Below are 16,944 nucleotides of genomic sequence, written 5' to 3' on the forward strand. Positions count from 1 at the left end.
TGTCTCGTAGGCGTATATCCAGGATGACGCATTCGGGAAAGAGGTCGGTGAGGTGGTGCGGCGCGAGCGTCTGGTCGCGATGACGACCCTCGCCCTGCTCCAGCTCTTCGTCTGCGCGGCCGGGGCGTACCTCCTCGTGAGCGACCGGCCCGACATCGCGGCGAAGCCCCCTGCCACCACCGCCCCCTCCCGGCCGCCGGTCCCGATCGTCACCGCGGGCCCGGTGCTGGCGTCGGCCGGCGACGGACGGCCGCCGGGCAAGGCGTCACTCGCCGCGCGGCTGTCCCGCGCGCTCGGCGACTCCGCGCTCGGCGGCAGCGTCGGCGCGGTCGTGGTCGACGTCGCCGGCGGGTCCACACTGTACGCCAGCAGGGCCGACACCGGTCTCACTCCGGCCTCCACCACCAAGGTCGCGACCGCCGTCGCCGCGCTGACCTCCCTCGGCCCGGACGCCCGCATCGCCACGCGCGTCGTCCGGGGCAAGGACGGCTCGATCACGCTGGTCGGTGGCGGCGACCCGACGCTCGCCGGGCCGAAGGCCGGCCGGTCGGACTCCTATCCCCGATTCGCCTCCCTGGCCGCGCTCGCCTCCCGCACCGCCCGGGCGCTGAAGGCCGCCGGTGTGTCGTCGGTCTCGCTGTCCTACGACGACTCGCTGTTCCAGGGGCCGCGTACGGCGCCGGGCTGGAAGCCGGGGTACGTGCCCGAGGGCAGCGTCGCGCCGGTGACCGCGCTCACCATCGACGAGGGCCGCGAGCAGCCCGGCCGCTCGTCCCGGTACGCCGACCCGCCGCGTTCCGCGGCCGAGGCGTTCGCCTCCCTACTGAGGCGCAGCGGCCTCAAGGTCGGCCGGTCGGCCGCCCGGGCCAAGGCCCCCGCCACGGCGACGGAGATCGCGAGGGTCGAGTCGCCGCCGGTGTACGAGCTGGTCGAGCACATGCTGACCGAGAGCGACAACGACCTGGCCGAGGCGCTCGCCCACCTGGTGGCGGTCAAGGAGGGCAGGCCGGGCACCTTCTCCGGCGTCGCCCAGGCCGTCCAGGCCACGCTGAAGCGGCTCGGCGTCGCCCAGGGGGTCACCGTCTACGACGGCAGCGGGCTGTCCACCCGCAACCGCATCACCCCGGCCGCCCTCGCCCGCCTGATGTCCCTGGCGGCCTCACCGGCCCAACCGCGCCTGCACCCGGTGATCAGCGGGCTGCCGGTCGCCGGGTTCACCGGCACGCTCGGTCACCGGTACGACAAGAAGGACAGCCGGCCGGCAGCGGGAGTGGTACGGGCCAAAACGGGCACGCTGAACGGGGTGAACACCCTGACCGGGCTCTCCAGGACCGCCGACGGCCGTCTCGTGGCCTTCGCGTTCATGGCCGACAAGGTGGCCGACCCCGACGGGGCCGTGGCGGCGCTCGACCGGCTGGCCGCGCTCGTCACCACATGCGGTTGCTCGTGACCGCGCTTCACGACGTACGGTGGTGAACATGCAGGTGATCGACTGGGAGCTGGCCGTCTCGACCGGTGTCCGCCTTGTCCGTCCAGGGCCGCAGGTGAGCCGAGAGGAGGCCCGGCATGCCGTCACCGAGCTGAGGCGTCTCTCGCGCGAGGCCGAGGGCCATGTGCAGGAGTTCAGCCGCATCGACGGCGCCGCCGAGCCCGAAGAGGCCACGGTCGTCGACCGCCCCGGCTGGATCCGCGCCAACGTGGAGGGGTTCCGGGTCGTCCTGGAGCCGCTGACCGAGCGCATGAACGCCCGCCGCTCGCAGATCCCCGCGATCGTCGGGGCCGTCGGCTCGCGGGTCACCGGCGTCGAGGTCGGCGCGGTGCTGGCCTTCCTGGCCACGCGCGTGCTCGGGCAGTACGAGCTGTTCCTGCCGCCCGACCCGAGTGGCGAGGCGCCGACGGGGCGGCTCACCCTGGTGGCGCCCAACATCGTGCACACCGAGCGCGAGCTCGGCGTGAATCCCCGCGACTTCCGGCTGTGGGTCTGCCTGCACGAGGAGACCCACCGGGTGCAGTTCACCGGCGTGCCCTGGCTGCGCGAGTACGTCCGCGGGCAGATGACCGAGTTCCTGCTCGCCTCCGACATCGACCTGAGCACCATGCTCGAACGCCTGCGCGCCGCCTCCGACGCCGTCACCGACGCGATCAGGGGCGGCGAGGGCAACCTCATCGACGCCATCCAGACCCCCGAGCAGAGGGAGATCCTCAACCGGCTGACCGCCGTGATGACCCTGGTCGAGGGGCACGGCGACTACGTCATGGACGCCGTCGGGCCCACGGTGGTGCCCACGGTGGCCGACATCAGGGCGAAGTTCCAGCACCGCAGGCACGGCGGCTCGCGGTTCGACAAGACCGTCCGGCGGCTGCTCGGCGTCGACCTCAAGCTCAAGCAGTACGCCGAGGGCGCGGCGTTCGTGCGCAAGGTCGTCGACGAGGTCGGCATCGAGGGGTTCAACCGCGTCTGGGGCTCACCGGCGACGCTGCCCGACCACGAGGAGATCCGCAACCCCGAGGCGTGGATCTCCCGGGTCGCCCGCGCCCCCGAGCTCCCCGCCGCCAACGGCCACGCCTGACGGCCCGCCGGGCGGGCACGCGAGTGCGGCGGGCCGGCCGCACTCGCCAGACTAGGGAGCATGGGACCACATCCCGCCGTCGCCGAGATCCGCCGCGCCGTGCGCCTCGCGCTGGCCGACCTGCCCGAGGGCGCCCTGGTGCTGGCCGCGTGCAGCGGCGGCGCCGACTCGCTGGCCCTCGCGGCCTGCCTGGCCTTCGGCGCGCCCCGGCTCGGCCTGCGCGCCGGGCTGGTGAGCGTCGACCACGGCCTGCAGGAGGGCTCGCGCGAGCGCGCCGAGGAGGTCGTCGTCCTCGCCGGGAAGCTCGCCCTGGCGCCCGCCGAGGCGATCAGCGTGACGGTGGGGACGGCCGGCGGGCCGGAGGCCGCGGCGCGCGATGCCCGGTACGCCGCGCTGTCGGCGTCGGCCGGGCGGCTGGGCGCGGCGGCCGTGCTGCTCGGGCACACCCGCGAAGATCAGGCCGAGACGGTGCTGCTGCGGCTGGCCCGGGGCAGTGGCACCCGATCCCTGGCCGGGATGCCCGCGTCGGCCGGGCTCTACCGGCGGCCGCTGCTCGGCGTCGCCCGCCGCACCACCCGCCTGGCGTGCGAGGCGCTGGGCCTGCTCCCCTGGGACGACCCGCACAACATCGACCGGGCCTACACCCGGGTGCGGGTCCGCCACGACGTCCTGCCGGTGCTCGAAGGGGCGCTCGGGCCGGGGGTGACCGAGGCGCTGGCCCGCACGGCGGCGCTGTGCAGGGACGACGCCGACGCCCTGGACGCGTGGGCCGGCGAGGCGTACGAGCGCCTGCGGCGGGAGGCCGGCGCGGGCACTGGGGGCGCTGAGGGCGGCGCGGTCGAACTGCCGGTGGCGGGGCTGGAAGGGCTGCCGGCGGCGGTGCGCCGGCGGGTGCTCCAGCGGGCGGCCCTGGCCGCGGGCGCGGACGGCTCCGCGCTGGCGGCCGTGCACATCGAGCAGGCGGACCGCCTGGTCACCGCGTGGCGCGGCCAGCGCAGGGTGGAGCTACCCGGGGGGGTGGGGGTGGTCAGGCGGTATGGCACCCTGATACTCGCCAGCACCCACACATGAAGGAAAACCGCAGGTGGACGCAGCCGACATGGGCAGGGACCTGGAGAAGGTCCTCATTCCGGAGGAAGAACTTCAAGCGAAGATCAAGGAGCTCGCCGGGCAGATCGACGCGGACTACGCGGGCAAGAACCTCCTGATCGTGGGGGTGCTCAAGGGAGCGGTCATGGTCATGGCCGACCTGGCGCGTGCTCTGCACATCGACGTTCAGATGGACTGGATGGCCGTTTCGTCCTACGGCGCGGGCACCAAGTCGTCCGGCGTGGTGCGCACCCTCAAGGATCTCGACACCGACATCGCCGGGCGGCACGTCCTGGTGGTGGAGGACATCATCGACTCCGGGCTGACCCTCTCGTGGCTGGTGCACAACCTCCAGTCGCGCAACGCCGCCTCCGTGGAGATCTGCACGCTCCTTCGTAAGCCGGAGGCGGTGAAGGTCCCGATCGATGTGAAATATGTCGGGTTCGACATCCCCAACGAATTCGTGATCGGGTACGGGCTCGACTATGCCGAGCGTTACCGTAATCTGCCGTTCATCGGCACCCTGGCGCGTCATGTCTATGGCGGGGAGTAAGCCCTGAGCGAAGTTCCGTCTCGCCAAGTGCTGTAATACACCGTCAATCGGTCTCCCCGTGGGGAACACGGGGCGCCCTGACGTACGTTGGTAGGACAAAGCCGGTGTCGCCGGGGCAGTGACCCTGCGCGGCGGCCCGGTGTACCTTCGGATCACTCCGGAGGTTCGACCGCCTCCGGGTGGTCACTAGCAGGAGCGGTTCGGGATGCCGCTAACCCCGGGTTCGCCCGGGGCGTCAGGCCGTGTTCAGGAAGGGACGGGCCCGCAGGGGTTCCGCATCGGATGGATCTCAAGCGATTTACACGTGGGCCACTGCTGTGGATCCTGGGCATCGTCGTGCTGCTCCTGCTCGCCAGCACATTCTGGAGCGGCAACAGCAACTATGCCCAGAAGGACACCTCGTTCGTCGTCAGCCAGATCAAGGCGGGCAACGTCGACAACGCGGTGATCGTCGACAAAGACCAGCGCATCGAGATCAAGACCCGCACGAAGGTCGCGGGCGAAGATCGCTTCTATGCCTCCTGGGTCCAGGGCCAGGGCGTCGAGCTGCAGCGTGAGCTCCAGGCCCAGGTCGACGCCAACAAGCTCCCCGGTGGCTACAAGGTCACCGTGCCGACCGAGAACTTCCTGGTCGGCCTGCTGATCAGCTTCCTGCCGATCGTGATCATCGTCCTGATCTTCCTGTTCATCATGAACCAGATGCAGGGCGGCGGCTCGCGGGTGATGAACTTCGGCAAGTCCCGGGCCAAGCTGATCACCAAGGACACCCCCAAGACCACCTTCGCCGACGTCGCGGGCGCCGACGAGGCCATCGAGGAGCTCCAGGAGATCAAGGAGTTCCTGCAGGCCCCGGCCAAGTTCCAGGCGATCGGCGCCAAGATCCCCAAGGGTGTGCTGCTCTACGGCCCGCCCGGCACCGGCAAGACCCTGCTGGCCCGCGCGGTCGCGGGTGAGGCCGGCGTGCCGTTCTACTCGATCTCCGGTTCCGACTTCGTCGAGATGTTCGTCGGCGTCGGCGCGTCCCGCGTGCGTGACCTGTTCGAGCAGGCCAAGGCGAACGCCCCGGCGATCATCTTCATCGACGAGATCGACGCCGTCGGCCGGCACCGTGGCGCGGGCCTCGGCGGCGGCCACGACGAGCGCGAGCAGACGCTGAACCAGCTCCTCGTCGAGATGGACGGCTTCGACGTCAAGGGCGGCGTGATCCTGATCGCGGCCACCAACCGGCCCGACATCCTCGACCCGGCGCTGCTGCGCCCCGGCCGCTTCGACCGCCAGGTGGTCATCGACCGGCCCGACCTGGAGGGCCGCAAGGGCATCCTGCGGGTCCACGGCCGTGGCAAGCCCTTCACCCAGGACGTCGACCTGGACGTCATCGCCCGGCGCACCCCCGGCTTCACCGGCGCCGACCTGGCCAACGTGATCAACGAGGCCGCGCTGCTGACCGCCCGTCAGGACCAGAAGCTCATCACGATGAACACCCTCGAGGAGTCCATCGACCGCGTGATGGCCGGTCCCGAGCGCAAGAGCCGGGTCATGTCCGACCAGGAAAAGAAGATCATCGCCTACCACGAGGGTGGGCACGCGCTGGTCGCCCACGCCCTGCCGAACTCCGACCCGGTGCACAAGATCACGATCCTGTCCCGCGGCCGGGCCCTCGGCTACACGATGACCCTGCCGATGGAGGACAAGTTCCTCGCGACCCGGTCCGAGATGATGGACCAGCTCGCGATGCTGCTCGGCGGGCGCACCGCCGAGGAGCTCGTCTTCCACGAGCCGACGACCGGCGCGGCCAACGACATCGAGAAGGCCACCTCGATCGCCCGGCGCATGGTCACCGAGTACGGCATGAGCGAGCACCTCGGCGCCCGTAAGTTCGGCACCGGCAACAGCGAGGTCTTCCTCGGCCGTGACATGGGCCACGAGCGCGACTACTCCGAGAAGATCGCCTCCACGATCGACGAGGAGGTCCGCCGGCTGATCGAGGCCGGGCACGACCAGGCGTGGGAGATCCTCGTCCAGTACCGCGACGTGCTGGACAACCTCGTCCTCGAGCTCATGGAGAAGGAGACCCTCTCCCGCGACCAGGTCCTCCAGATCTTCGCCCCGGTGGTCGTGCGCGAGAAGCGTCCCTCCTACTCCGGCTACGGCAAGCGGCTCCCGTCCGACCGGCCGCCCATCCTGACCCCCAAGGAGATCGCGGTCGCGGGCAACGGCAACGGCGCCGCGCTTCCGGCGGGCCAGTCCACCCCGGGTTCCTCGCTCACCAACGACCACCACCCGTCGCCGCAGGACGAGGCCTGACGGGTGTCCGTGAAGCCGCTCAAGGTCGACTCGGCCCGGATCGAGAAGGCCGTTCGTGAGATCCTGCTCGCGATCGGCGAAGATCCGGACCGGAACGGCCTGCTCGACACCCCGGCCCGGGTCGCCCGCGCGTACGCCGAGCAGTTCGCCGGGCTGGGGCAGACCCCCGAAGACGTGCTGACCACCGTCTTCGACGCCGACCACGACGAGATGGTCCTGGTGAAGGACATCGAGGTGTTCTCCACCTGCGAGCACCACCTCGTCCCGTTCCACGGCGTCGCCCACGTCGGCTACGTGCCGAACGACAAGGGGCAGATCACCGGCCTGTCCAAGCTGGCCAGGCTCGTCGACGTCTACGCCCGGCGCCCCCAGGTGCAGGAGCGCATGACCTCGCAGATCGCCGACGCGCTCATGGCGGTCCTCGCGCCGCGCGGGGTGATCGTGGTCATCGAGGCCGAGCACCTGTGCATGACCATGCGGGGCGTGCGCAAGCCGGGTGCCAAGACCATCACCTCGGCGGTGCGCGGCGACTTCCGTGAGAGTGACAAGACCCGCGCCGAGGCGATGGCCCTCATCCTCGGCCACCGCTGACATCTCCACGCCGCGCGCCCCCTGCTCAGGGGGGCGCGCGGCGTTTTCGCGTGGGTGGTGCCCGGCCTCCGTGCGGCGCCCGCGAAGGCATGGTTCGTGGTTTCGGTGGGCTCTTACCCGGCTTGTGGGGTTAGTGGGTGGTTTGCCAGGCCGGGGAGCGGGGATATCGCGGGCGGGTCCGGCCGGGTCGATTCGTTATCCACAAGCCGGACCCATGGCACAGATCGTCACCCGGGACCACCTAGGCTTGACGCCATGACGACATGGAGGGTGCCCGGGTTGCCGTACAAGGGGCGCTGCCTGGTCATGGGCGTCGTCAACGTCACCCCTGACTCCTTCTCCGACGGCGGCCGGTGGTTCGACCCCGACGCCGCGGTGCGCCATGGCCTCCAGCTCGTCGAGCAGGGCGCCGACATCGTGGACGTCGGCGGCGAGTCCACCCGGCCGGGCGCGGCGCGCGTGCCGCTCGACGAGGAGCTCCGCCGGGTCGAGCCGGTCGTCCGCGCCCTCGCGGCGCAGGGGGTGACCGTCAGCGTCGACACCATGCGCGCCGAGGTGGCGGAGGCGGCCGTCCAGGCCGGTGCCGCGCTGGTCAACGACGTCAGCGGCGGGCTGGCCGACCCCGTGATGCCCCAGGTGGTGGCCGCGTCCGGCGTGCCGTACGTGGTCATGCACTGGCGCGGCCACAGCCACCAGATGGACGCCCGGGCCGTCTACTCCGACGTGCTGGTCGAGGTCGCCGAAGAGCTGCGCAAGCGCGTCGACTCCGTGCTCGCCGAGGGGGTGGCCGAGCACCAGATCATCATCGACCCCGGCCTCGGCTTCGCCAAGCGGACCGAGCACAACTGGGCTCTGCTCGCCGGCATCGGCAGGCTGAGCGAGCTGGGGTTCCCACTGCTGATCGGGGCGTCCCGCAAGCGCTTCCTCGGCCGCCTGCTCGCCGGCCCTGACGGCGTGCCGCGGCCGTTCGACGAGTCCGACGACGCCTCGCTCGCCGTCACCGCGCTGGCCGCCCATGCCGGTGCCTGGGGCGTCCGCGTCCACCAGGTGCGTCCGAATGCCGACGCCGTCCGCGTGGCCGCGGCCTGGCGCAGCGGAGAGGAGGTTCGATGAGCACGACCGCCGCTGAGATCGAGAAGCTCAACGAGGCGTTCTACACCGCCATCGAGGGCGGCGACCTCGACCGGATGACCGAGGTCTGGGCCGACGACGAGCCGGGAAGGGTGGCCATGTGCGTCCACCCGGGGTGGCCCATGCTGACCGGGCGCGCCGAGGTGCTGCGCTCATGGGCGCTGATCATGGCCAACACGCCGTACATTCAGTTCGTGCTGACCGACGTGCACACCACGGTGATCGGCGACGTCGCGGTGCTGACCTGCGCCGAGAACATCCTGACCGCCGCCGACACCGACGACGCGACCTTCGCCGCCGGCCGCGTCGTCGCGACCAACACCTTCGTCCGCACCCCCACGGGCTGGCGGCTCTGGTTCCACCACGGTTCTCCGGTCCTGCAGGGCGAGAGCGACGATGACGAGGAGGCCGAGGAGTGAGCGCCCCGTGGCGGTCCTCCACGGCGTCCCCGGCAGGCGCCCACGCCGGCGAGGCCGGTGGCCACGAGTTCGGGAGTTGACGGCATGGACACCGTGAGCCTGGTGGGCCTGCGGGCACGGGGCAGGCACGGGTGCCTTCCGGCCGAGCGCGAGCTGGGGCAGGAGTTCGTGGTCGACGTCACCCTCCACCTCGACACCGCCCCGGCCGCCGCCGGCGACGACCTGGCCAAGACCGTCGACTACGGCGAGCTGGCGCTCCGGCTGGCCGCCATCGTCGAGGGCGAGCCGGTCAATCTCATCGAGACGCTGGCGCAGCGCCTGGCCGACGCCTGCCTGGCCGCTGAGCTGGTCGAGGAGGCCGAGGTGCGGGTGCACAAGCCGTCGGCGCCGATCCCGCTCCCGTTCGACGATGTCGTCGTGACCATCAGGAGGAGGAGGGAATGAAGGTCGTTCTGGCGCTCGGCAGCAACGTCGGCCGCCGCTTCGAGACGTTGCAGGGTGCCGTGGACGCGCTGTTCGACGCGCCAGGGCTCGACTTCGTGGCGGTGTCCCCGGTGTACGAGACCGAACCGGTCGGCGGGCCGCCCGGTCAGCGCTCCTATCTCAATGCCGTGGTGATCGGCAACACCATGACGCTCGGGCCGCGGGCCATCCTCGAACGCGCGCTGGGCGTCGAGACCGCGTTCGGCAGGGTGCGCACCGAGCCGTGGGGGCCGCGCACGCTGGACGTCGACCTGATCATGGTCGGCGACCTGCTGTCGGACGATCCCGAGCTCACGCTGCCCCACCCGCTCGCGCACGAGCGGGCGTTCGTGCTCGTTCCGTGGTCGCAGGCCGACCCGGGGGCGGTGCTCCCTGGCCGGGGTTCGGTGGCCGGCCTGCTCGCCGACGTCGACCAGCAGGGCGTGAGCCTGCGCCCCGACCTCGCGCTCCAGCCTCCCGGCTGACCCGGCGGCGCCGGGCTTCAGGGCTCGGCCACCGGCCCGCAGAGGCACACGCACGCTGGGCCGGTGCAGGCGCGCAGGGCCGGTCTGTGGCGCCGGGGAAGGGCAGGTCCTTCCTCCGGGCCAAGGGCCGGTGGGTCGCCGTGCGGGCCTGCGATGTGGGACGGTGGGCACTCGGCGTACGGGCCGGACGTTTTCCGCATGATGCGAGGTTGTTGTGCGCAGGGCCGTGACCCGCTTAGCGGATGGCCCGCGATGACGGTGAACCCGACGGCGCGGCCGGGCACGGGCCGCCGTCGGCGAACGAGGAGGATCGCGTGAAACCGAGCCGTCCCGGCGTGCTCGTCCTGCTGTTGGTCGCTTTCGCGGTCGTGACGTGGCTCCTGCTGCAACGGGTCTACTCCGACCTGCCGACCGTCCCGTGGACCGCCATCCCGACCGTGCTGCTCCTGGCGATCGGCGAGGCGTACAGCGGGTGGATGACCCGGGCGCGCATCGAGCGCAGACCCGACACCAAACCGGTGGAGCCGCTGGCGGTGGCCCGCCTGGCCGCGCTGGCCAAGGCGTCGGCGTACGTCGGCGCGGTGTTCGCCGGCATCTTCGCCGGGTTCGTCTTCCATGTCGCGGCGCTGCTCGACCAGGACACGCCGCGGCGCGACTTCTTCCTGGCCGGTGGCTCGCTCGTCGCCTGCGTGATCCTCGTCTGCGCGGCGCTCTACCTGGAGCACTGCTGCCGCGTGCCGCGCAAGCCCGACGACGACCCCCTCGCCTGACCGCGGCAGGGCGCCCTCCCGAGATACCGGTATGGCTCCGGAGTGGATCGGCGCCCACGAGGGTCAGGGCGGGGTGGCCCGCTGTCCGTGCGTCCGAACGGTCGAGCAGCTCGCGAAATGAGCTCGCCCCATCGCACCGAGCACGGCGACCGTACGACGGACACCCGCCCGACCGGCGGTGCACCACACCGCCACCAAGGCGAGGAAGACCGCCGCGTGCAGGGTCATCGCGGCGGTCCCGGCGGTGGCGAAGACCGGGACGCGTCCTGGCACGGGGCTCGCCGCTGCCCGGGGGACGCCGGCCGGACGCCGAGGCTGAGGGCCGGTGCTCGGGGGCGGTCCGGGAGTGTGGCGGTGCTCGGACGCACGAGGCGGGGCCCGGCCGGTGCCGGGCCCCGCCTCACGCGGAGCCACCCTGAATCCCTGTCCCTTAACGCACCGTTCTTCTGCACCAGGAGCGGCCGTCTAAACATCATGGTCGCGTCCGGCCGGGAAACCGCAGGTCAGAGTGGCAAAGTGCGCGAAGGCGCGCCGGATGCGCGCGCTCCGCTCCCGGGTCGTCGCCGATGCGCGGGGGTGCCGCCACAAGGCCATGTGCCCGACCCGTACCGCGGAACGTCGGCTCGCTGCCGCTCACCCGGGGCTCGGGCTCACTTGTCGATGTCGCCGACCACGAAGAACATCGAGCCGAGGATCGCCACCATGTCCGCGATCAGGTGGCCGGGCAGCATCTCCCTGAGCACCTGGACGTTGTTGTACGACGCGCTGCGCAGCTTGAGCCGCCAGGGGGTCTTCTCGCCCCGCGACACCAGGTAGTAGCCGTTGAGCCCGAGCGGGTTCTCCGTCCAGGCGTAGGTGTGTCCTTCGGGGACCTTCAGGACCTTCGGCAGCCGCTGGTTGACCGGCCCCGGCGGCAGCGACCTGAGCCGCTCCACACAGGCGTCCGCCAGGTCCAGCGACGCCTTCACCTGGTCGAGCAGCACCTCGAACCGGGCGTGGCAGTCGCCGGCCGTACGGGTGACCACCTGCACCGGCAGTTCGCCGTAGGCGAGGTACGGCTCGTCCCGCCGCAGGTCAAGATCGACGCCGGCGGCGCGGGCGATGGGGCCGCTGACCCCGTACTGCATGATCGTCTCTCGGTCGAGCACGCCCACCCCACGGGTGCGGGCCAGGAAGATCTCGTTGCCGTAGATCAGCTCCTCCAGGTCGGGCAGCCGCTTGCGCACCTCGGCGACCGCCTCGGTCACCCGGCCCAGCCAGCCGTACGGCAGGTCCTCCTTCAGCCCGCCCACCCGGTTGAACATGTAGTGCATCCGGCCGCCGGAGATCTCCTCCATGACCGCCTGCAGGGTCTCGCGCTCACGGAAGGCGTAGAACACCGGGGTGATCGCGCCGAGCTCCAGAGGATAGGACCCGAGGAACATCAGATGGTTGAGCACGCGGTTCAGCTCGGCGAGCAGCGTGCGCGCCCACACCGCGCGTACCGGCACCTCCATGCCGAGCATGCGCTCCACCGCCAGCACCACGCCCAGCTCGTTGGCGAACGCCGAGAGCCAGTCGTGCCGGTTGGCCAGCACGATGATCTGCCGGTAGTCGCGGACCTCGAAGAGCTTCTCCGCGCCGCGGTGCATGTAGCCGACCACCGGCTCGGCGGCGGTGATGCGCTCGCCGTCCACGGTCAGCCGCAAGCGCAGCACTCCGTGGGTCGAGGGGTGCTGGGGCCCGATGTTGAGGATCATGTCCTCGGTGGCGAGTTCCTTGGCGCCGGCCCCGACCGCCACCACCCGCTCGGTGCCCGCGGCTCCGGTGCGAGGTTCCGTCATGCACCCAATGCTGTCACGCCGCCGGTGGAGGAGATGCGGCGCCGGGACCGGGAGCGCGGCCCCGAGAGTCGGCCACGCCCGAACGTGCCCGCGGGGCCGGGTGACCGTGTCGACCTCCGGTACCCACCGGACTCGGTACGCACGCGACCCGTGACGCCACGAGTCGGCCACGCCCGAGCGTGCCGGAGGGGCCGGGTGACCGTGCCGACCTCCGGTACCCACCGGACTCGGTGCCCACGCGACCCGTGACCCCACCACCTCCTGAGCTCGATGGCCCGCGCTACCCGGGCGATTCCGGGGGCCACGGGCCCTGGGAGCCTTCCTCAGATCCAGCGGAGGGCCGGTGCCGGTGAGGGCTTGACCACGGTGGAGGACGGCGATCGGGAATCGGTCGGGAGCCGGAGGCCGAGAGGGCTTCAGCGGCGGGAGGCGAGGTCCGCGAGCGCGGCGACCAGGCGGCGGACGTGCTCCTCGGTCGTGCCGATGCCGATGGAGGCCCGCACCGCGCCGGTCGTGCCGTCCGCGCAGTCGCCGCCGCCATCCCGGCCGATGCCGCTGATCAGGTGCCGGACCAGGGGGTGGGCGCAGAACTTCCCGTCCCGTACCCCGATGCCGTACTCCGACGACAGCGCCTCGGCGACCTCGCGGGCCGTCCAGCCGTCGACGACGAACGAGACGATGCCGACGCGCGGGTGGTGCGGACCCCACAGCGACAGCTCGTGGACGCCGTCGATGCCGGCGAGCCCGTCCCGCAGCAGCCCGAGCAGGCGTTCCTCCTCCTCGACCAGAGGCGTCCAGCCGGTGGCCGACAGCGCGTCGCAGGCGGCGGCGAGCGCGACGGCGCCGAGGACGTTCGGCGTGCCGGCCTCGTGCCGCAGCTGGGGATCGGCGCTCCACTCGGTCTCCAGCGGCAGGCCGAGGCCGGCGCCACCGGTGACGGCCTTGGACGCGCTGCCGCCGCGCAGGTACGGCTCGGCCTCGGCGAGCCAGTCGGCCCGTCCGATCAGGGCGCCCGCGCCGAACGGGGCGTACAGCTTGTGCCCGGAGAAGGCCACGTAGTCCAGGTCGAGCGCGGTCAGGTTGAGCCGGCGGTGCGGGACGAGCTGGGCGGCGTCCACCAGGATCCGGGCGCCGTGCCCGTGGGCGATGTGGGCGAGCGCGGCGATCGGCCACAGCTCGCCGGTCACGTTGGAGGCCGCGGTGACGACCAGCAGCGCGGGGCCGTCGATGGCCGCGAGGGCCTCGTCGGCCGCGCGCACCGCCTCGCCGGGCGACGCGGGCGGCGCGAGGCGTACGGCCGACGGCCAGGGGAGCAGGGAGGCGTGGTGCTCGCTGTCGAAGACCACGACGGTGGCGCCGTCCGGCAGGCAGCGGGCCAGCAGGTTGGTGGCGTCGGTGGTGTTGCGGGTGAACACGACGGCGTCGTCGGCGCGGGCGCCGGCGAAGGCGCGCACCGTGTGCCGGGCCTGCTCGTAGCGGGCGGTGGTGAGCTGGGAGGCGTACCCGGCGCCGCGGTGCACGCTGGAGTAGGCCGGCAGCGCGGCGGTGACCGCCGCGCTGACCGGCGCCAGACACGGCGCGCTCGCCGCGTAGTCGAAGTTGGCGTACGGCACGAGCCTGCCGCCCCGCACCGGCACCTCCAGATCGGCGCCGAGCACCGCCGGGGTCGGAGCCCCGCCGCGGGTCGACGGGGCCGAGCGGTCACCGAGAGCGGGGGAGCCGGGGACGAGAGTCGTGCCGCCGCCCTGGACGGGGGACGCGCCGCTGAGAGTGGCCGTGCCGGTACGGGCAGGCGAGGTCTCGGTACCTGCGGGGGAGATGCCGGTGGCGGCGGGGGACGTACCGGTCACCGCGGAAGAGGAGTTCTCCAGGATCGTGAGAGCAGACAACGCCGGCCTCCAGAGGTCGGGGACCCCGGCCATGGCGTTGGGACGGCGGAGCCCGCGCTTGCCCGGCACACCTCGTGCCGAACCTGGTCCTCACCCGGGGCACCCCGCCGCGAGCGCGAGGGTTGCCGGCCAGCAAGCCGGGGCTTGGTGCTGGCACTCATGACCTACCGGGACTATAACCCGCGGTCCCCGCGCCTCCGCAACCTCCGGACCGGCGTGATCTGTCCCACACTCGTGGCGTTCCCCCATAGCCGCCCCGGCGGCACCCCCGCCGTCCGGCGCCCTGGTAGCGGCGACGTGTGGCCCGTCCGGTGCCTCCCGCCGTTGCTCATTCCGGTGTCCGCCCGGGCCATGGCGGACGGTGCCGTGACGCGGCGGTCCATGCGGTGCAAGTCCGTGCCCATGAGTGCTCCCGGCCGGACGCCCTTCGGCACTGACCTCCCTGGTGCAGGGTGAGTGCCTGCCGCCACCGTCCAGGGTCAGGGACGAGGCGGCGATGCGAGGCCGGACCTCGCGGTGGCGATTTCGCGGGTTTTCGGTAGGTCTTCGTTATCCGAAAGGCGAACTTCGGCCGACCATCGCGCGTTGACAGGGGACGGTCTCCTCCCCTGGGGCCGCGACGTGACGTTACGCCGGCCGTGGAGGCGCGATGGACTGGATCACCAACCCCGAGATCTGGATCGGATTCCTGACCCTGGTCGCCCTTGAGGTCGTCCTCGGGATCGACAACATCATCTTCATCTCGATCCTCGCCGGGAAGCTGCCGCCGGAGAGCCGTGACCGGGCCAGGAAGGTCGGGCTGGGGCTCGCCCTGGTGAGCCGGCTGCTGCTCCTGCTCGCGCTGTCCTGGGTGGTGCGGCTGACCGAGCCGCTGTTCGCGGTGTTCGACCATGAGATATCAGGGCGAGATCTGATCCTGATCCTGGGCGGGCTGTTCCTGCTGGGCAAGAGCGCCTTCGAGATCGGCGACAGCCTGGAGGGGGCGTCGGGCCACTCCAGCGGGCGGGTGGCGGCGTCGTTCACCGCGGTGATCCTGCAGATCATGGTGCTGGACGTGGTGTTCTCGCTGGACTCGGTCATCACCGCCGTCGGCATGGTGGACGAGATCGGTGTCATGATCGCAGCGGTGATCGTGGCAGTGGTGATCATGTTGTTCGCCGCCGGGCCGATCAGCGCGTTCGTCGAGAAGCATCCGAGCATCAAGATGCTGGCCCTGTCCTTCCTGCTGCTCATCGGCGTCGTGCTGATCGCCGAGGGCTTCGATCAGCACATCTCCAAGGCCTACATCTACTTCGCGATGGCCTTCTCGCTGGTCGTGGAACTGCTCAACATCCGGGCGCGCAGGAAGGCGGGCGTCCAGCAGCCGGTGGAACTCCGCGAGCGCTACGGGGAGGCCGTCGCTCCCGAGTCCTCGGCCTCTCCCGTGGCGGCTCCGGCGGCCCCGCCCGCGTCCAGGCCGGACGACACGTTGTGACCTGACCGGTCGCCCGTCCGGCTCCACCGGCCACAGTGCTCCGCTTCGGGCCTCGCACCAGGGAGCGGAGCGTGGCCGGCGGAGGCCGGATGGGGCGATCGCGGCATTGGCGGATCAGCAGGCGGAGGGGAATCGGGCCGGCGACTGGGCCATGCCTGATATCTGCATCTACGATGACTTGGTGCGATTTGATCCCTGGAATCCGGACTTCGTCGCCCAGCCCTACGGCGTCTACCACTGGCTCCGGGAGAACGAGCCGGTCAGCTTCTTCGAGCCGACCGGGCAGTGGCTCGTCGCCCGGCACCAGGACGTCAACGCGGCGCTGCGCGACCGCAGGCTCGGCCGGTCGTACCTGCACGTCGCCTCGCACGAGGAGTTCGGCAGGGAGCCGGAACCGGACTTCCAGGAGCCGTTCTGGCGGATGACCCGGGCGGGGATGCTGGACGTGGAACCGCCCGTGCACACCCGGCTGCGCCGGCTGGTCTCCAGGGCGTTCACCCCGCGCATGGTCGAGGAGCTGCGCCCGCGAGTGCGCCGCATCGCCGGGGAACTGGTGACCGGCTTCGTGGAACGCGGCGGTGGTGATCTGCTCGCCGAGGTGGCGGAACCGCTGCCGGTGACGGTCATCGCCGAGATGCTCGGCGTGCCGGAGTCCGACCGGCACCTGTTGCGGCCCTGGTCGGCGGACATCTGCGGCATGTACGAGCTCGCGCCGTCGCTGGAGGCGCAGCACACGGCGGTGCGGGCCGCCACGGAGTTCTCGGACTACCTGCGCGCGCTGGCGGCCGAACGCCGCGCCCGGCCCGGGGACGACCTGATCAGCGCGCTCGCCCAGGTCGTGGACGAGGGGGACCGGCTGAGCGAGGACGAGCTCATCGGCACCTGCGTACTGCTGCTCAACGCCGGCCACGAGGCGACGGTGAACGTGACCGGCAACGGCTGGTGGTCCCTGCTGCGCAACCCCGGCGAGCTGGAGCGGCTGCGCGGTGACCTGTCGCTGCTGCCCAGCGCGGTCGAGGAGCTGATGCGCTACGACACCCCGCTGCAGATGTTCGAGCGCTGGGTGCTGGAGGACATCACGATCGGCGGGGTCGACATCCCCAAGGGCGTCGAGGTGGCCCTGCTGTTCGGCTCGGCCAACCGGGACCCGGAGGTGTTCGCCGAGCCCGACCGGCTGGACGTCGGCCGCAAGGACAACCCGCACATCTCGTTCGGCGCGGGCATTCACTTCTGCCTCGGCGCTCCCCTGGCGCGCGTCGAGCTCGTGGAATCCTTCGGCGCCCTCCTGAGGACCGCGCCCAAGATCGAGCTCGCCGAGGAACCGGTCTGGAAGCCGAACTACGTCATCCGCGGCCTCGAATCCCTCAAGATCACCACAACCTGA

15 protein-coding genes and 1 riboswitch are annotated in these 16,944 nt (G+C 71.7%); of the genes, 13 read left to right on the top strand and 2 right to left on the bottom strand.

Annotated elements, in window-relative coordinates; genetic code table 11:
• Positions 1–55 precede the first annotated feature (55 nt).
• The 11 genes from dacB to IEY93_RS11485 all read left to right on the top strand — a co-directional run bounded on the left by dacB (position 56) and on the right by IEY93_RS11485 (position 10,374).
• Entirely contained in the window at positions 56–1,450 is a 1,395-nt protein-coding gene (dacB, locus tag IEY93_RS11435; RefSeq protein ID WP_203968579.1) for a D-alanyl-D-alanine carboxypeptidase/D-alanyl-D-alanine endopeptidase, read from the top strand.
• 28 nt (positions 1,451–1,478) lie between these two features.
• The gene (locus IEY93_RS11440) at positions 1,479–2,570 is read left to right on the top strand and encodes an Rv3626c family coenzyme F420 biosynthesis-associated protein (protein ID WP_189162987.1); all 1,092 of its coding nucleotides are present in this window, start codon (positions 1,479–1,481) and stop codon (positions 2,568–2,570) included.
• A 60-nt stretch (positions 2,571–2,630) separates the two neighbouring features.
• A complete protein-coding gene (tilS, locus tag IEY93_RS11445) occupies positions 2,631–3,641 on the top strand; it encodes a tRNA lysidine(34) synthetase TilS (RefSeq protein ID WP_189162988.1) in 1,011 nt (336 codons plus the stop codon).
• 13 nt (positions 3,642–3,654) lie between these two features.
• Positions 3,655–4,212 (top strand): hypoxanthine phosphoribosyltransferase, encoded by a 558-nt coding sequence (hpt, locus tag IEY93_RS11450; RefSeq protein ID WP_189162989.1) that lies wholly within the window; start codon positions 3,655–3,657, stop codon positions 4,210–4,212.
• Positions 4,213–4,494: 282 nt separating this feature from the next.
• Positions 4,495–6,516 (top strand): ATP-dependent zinc metalloprotease FtsH, encoded by a 2,022-nt coding sequence (gene ftsH, locus IEY93_RS11455; RefSeq protein ID WP_189162990.1) that lies wholly within the window; start codon positions 4,495–4,497, stop codon positions 6,514–6,516.
• Positions 6,517–6,519: 3 nt separating this feature from the next.
• Complete coding sequence (gene folE / locus IEY93_RS11460) at positions 6,520–7,107, top strand: GTP cyclohydrolase I FolE (RefSeq protein WP_189162991.1); 588 nt, start codon at positions 6,520–6,522, stop codon at positions 7,105–7,107.
• 255 nt (positions 7,108–7,362) lie between these two features.
• The gene (gene folP, locus IEY93_RS11465; protein ID WP_189162992.1) at positions 7,363–8,220 is read left to right on the top strand and encodes a dihydropteroate synthase; all 858 of its coding nucleotides are present in this window, start codon (positions 7,363–7,365) and stop codon (positions 8,218–8,220) included.
• Positions 8,217–8,657, top strand: a complete 441-nt coding sequence (locus IEY93_RS11470; protein ID WP_189162993.1) for a nuclear transport factor 2 family protein — start codon at positions 8,217–8,219, stop codon at positions 8,655–8,657. Before folP ends, IEY93_RS11470 begins: the two co-directional genes overlap by 4 nt.
• A gap of 84 nt (positions 8,658–8,741) precedes the next feature.
• Positions 8,742–9,101 (top strand): dihydroneopterin aldolase, encoded by a 360-nt coding sequence (folB, locus tag IEY93_RS11475; RefSeq protein ID WP_189162994.1) that lies wholly within the window; start codon positions 8,742–8,744, stop codon positions 9,099–9,101.
• On the top strand, positions 9,098–9,604 hold the full coding sequence (folK, locus tag IEY93_RS11480) for a 2-amino-4-hydroxy-6-hydroxymethyldihydropteridine diphosphokinase (protein WP_189162995.1): 507 nt from the start codon (positions 9,098–9,100) through the stop codon (positions 9,602–9,604). Before folB ends, folK begins: the two co-directional genes overlap by 4 nt.
• 314 nt (positions 9,605–9,918) lie before the next feature.
• Positions 9,919–10,374 (top strand): DUF3180 domain-containing protein, encoded by a 456-nt coding sequence (locus IEY93_RS11485; protein ID WP_189162996.1) that lies wholly within the window; start codon positions 9,919–9,921, stop codon positions 10,372–10,374.
• Positions 10,375–11,024: 650 nt separating this feature from the next.
• Here IEY93_RS11485 and IEY93_RS11490 read toward each other — a convergent pair.
• The gene (locus IEY93_RS11490) at positions 11,025–12,197 is read right to left on the bottom strand and encodes an NADH-quinone oxidoreductase subunit D (RefSeq protein WP_189162997.1); all 1,173 of its coding nucleotides are present in this window, start codon (positions 12,195–12,197) and stop codon (positions 11,025–11,027) included.
• A 416-nt stretch (positions 12,198–12,613) separates the two neighbouring features.
• Positions 12,614–13,855, bottom strand: coding sequence for an aminotransferase class V-fold PLP-dependent enzyme (locus IEY93_RS11495; protein WP_189163124.1), 1,242 nt, complete (start codon positions 13,853–13,855; stop codon positions 12,614–12,616).
• A gap of 280 nt (positions 13,856–14,135) precedes the next feature.
• Positions 14,136–14,251: riboswitch (SAM riboswitch) on the bottom strand.
• A gap of 484 nt (positions 14,252–14,735) precedes the next feature.
• On the opposite strand from IEY93_RS11495, the gene IEY93_RS11500 reads away from it, so the two are divergent.
• Both IEY93_RS11500 and IEY93_RS11505 read left to right on the top strand, forming a co-directional pair.
• Positions 14,736–15,560 (top strand): TerC family protein, encoded by an 825-nt coding sequence (locus IEY93_RS11500; protein ID WP_189162998.1) that lies wholly within the window; start codon positions 14,736–14,738, stop codon positions 15,558–15,560.
• Positions 15,561–15,741: 181 nt separating this feature from the next.
• The gene (locus IEY93_RS11505; protein WP_203968578.1) at positions 15,742–16,944 is read left to right on the top strand and encodes a cytochrome P450; all 1,203 of its coding nucleotides are present in this window, start codon (positions 15,742–15,744) and stop codon (positions 16,942–16,944) included.

The organism is Sphaerisporangium melleum (assembly GCF_014646695.1).
GTDB classification, from domain to species: Bacteria; Actinomycetota; Actinomycetes; order Streptosporangiales; family Streptosporangiaceae; genus Sphaerisporangium; species Sphaerisporangium melleum.

What these genes read in the sequence shown, in the direction of transcription:
- IEY93_RS11440 (WP_189162987.1), top strand. Translation starts at nt 1,479, where the DNA reads ATGCAGGTGATCGACTGGGAGCTGGCCGTCTCGACCGGTGTCCGCCTT.
- tilS (WP_189162988.1), top strand. Translation starts at nt 2,631, where the DNA reads ATGGGACCACATCCCGCCGTCGCCGAGATCCGCCGCGCCGTGCGCCTC.
- ftsH (WP_189162990.1), top strand. Translation starts at nt 4,495, where the DNA reads ATGGATCTCAAGCGATTTACACGTGGGCCACTGCTGTGGATCCTGGGC.
- folP (WP_189162992.1), top strand. Translation starts at nt 7,363, where the DNA reads ATGACGACATGGAGGGTGCCCGGGTTGCCGTACAAGGGGCGCTGCCTG.
- IEY93_RS11470 (WP_189162993.1), top strand. Translation starts at nt 8,217, where the DNA reads ATGAGCACGACCGCCGCTGAGATCGAGAAGCTCAACGAGGCGTTCTAC.
- folB (WP_189162994.1), top strand. Translation starts at nt 8,742, where the DNA reads ATGGACACCGTGAGCCTGGTGGGCCTGCGGGCACGGGGCAGGCACGGG.
- folK (WP_189162995.1), top strand. Translation starts at nt 9,098, where the DNA reads ATGAAGGTCGTTCTGGCGCTCGGCAGCAACGTCGGCCGCCGCTTCGAG.
- IEY93_RS11490 (WP_189162997.1), bottom strand. Translation starts at nt 12,197, where the DNA reads ATGACGGAACCTCGCACCGGAGCCGCGGGCACCGAGCGGGTGGTGGCG.
- IEY93_RS11500 (WP_189162998.1), top strand. Translation starts at nt 14,736, where the DNA reads ATGGACTGGATCACCAACCCCGAGATCTGGATCGGATTCCTGACCCTG.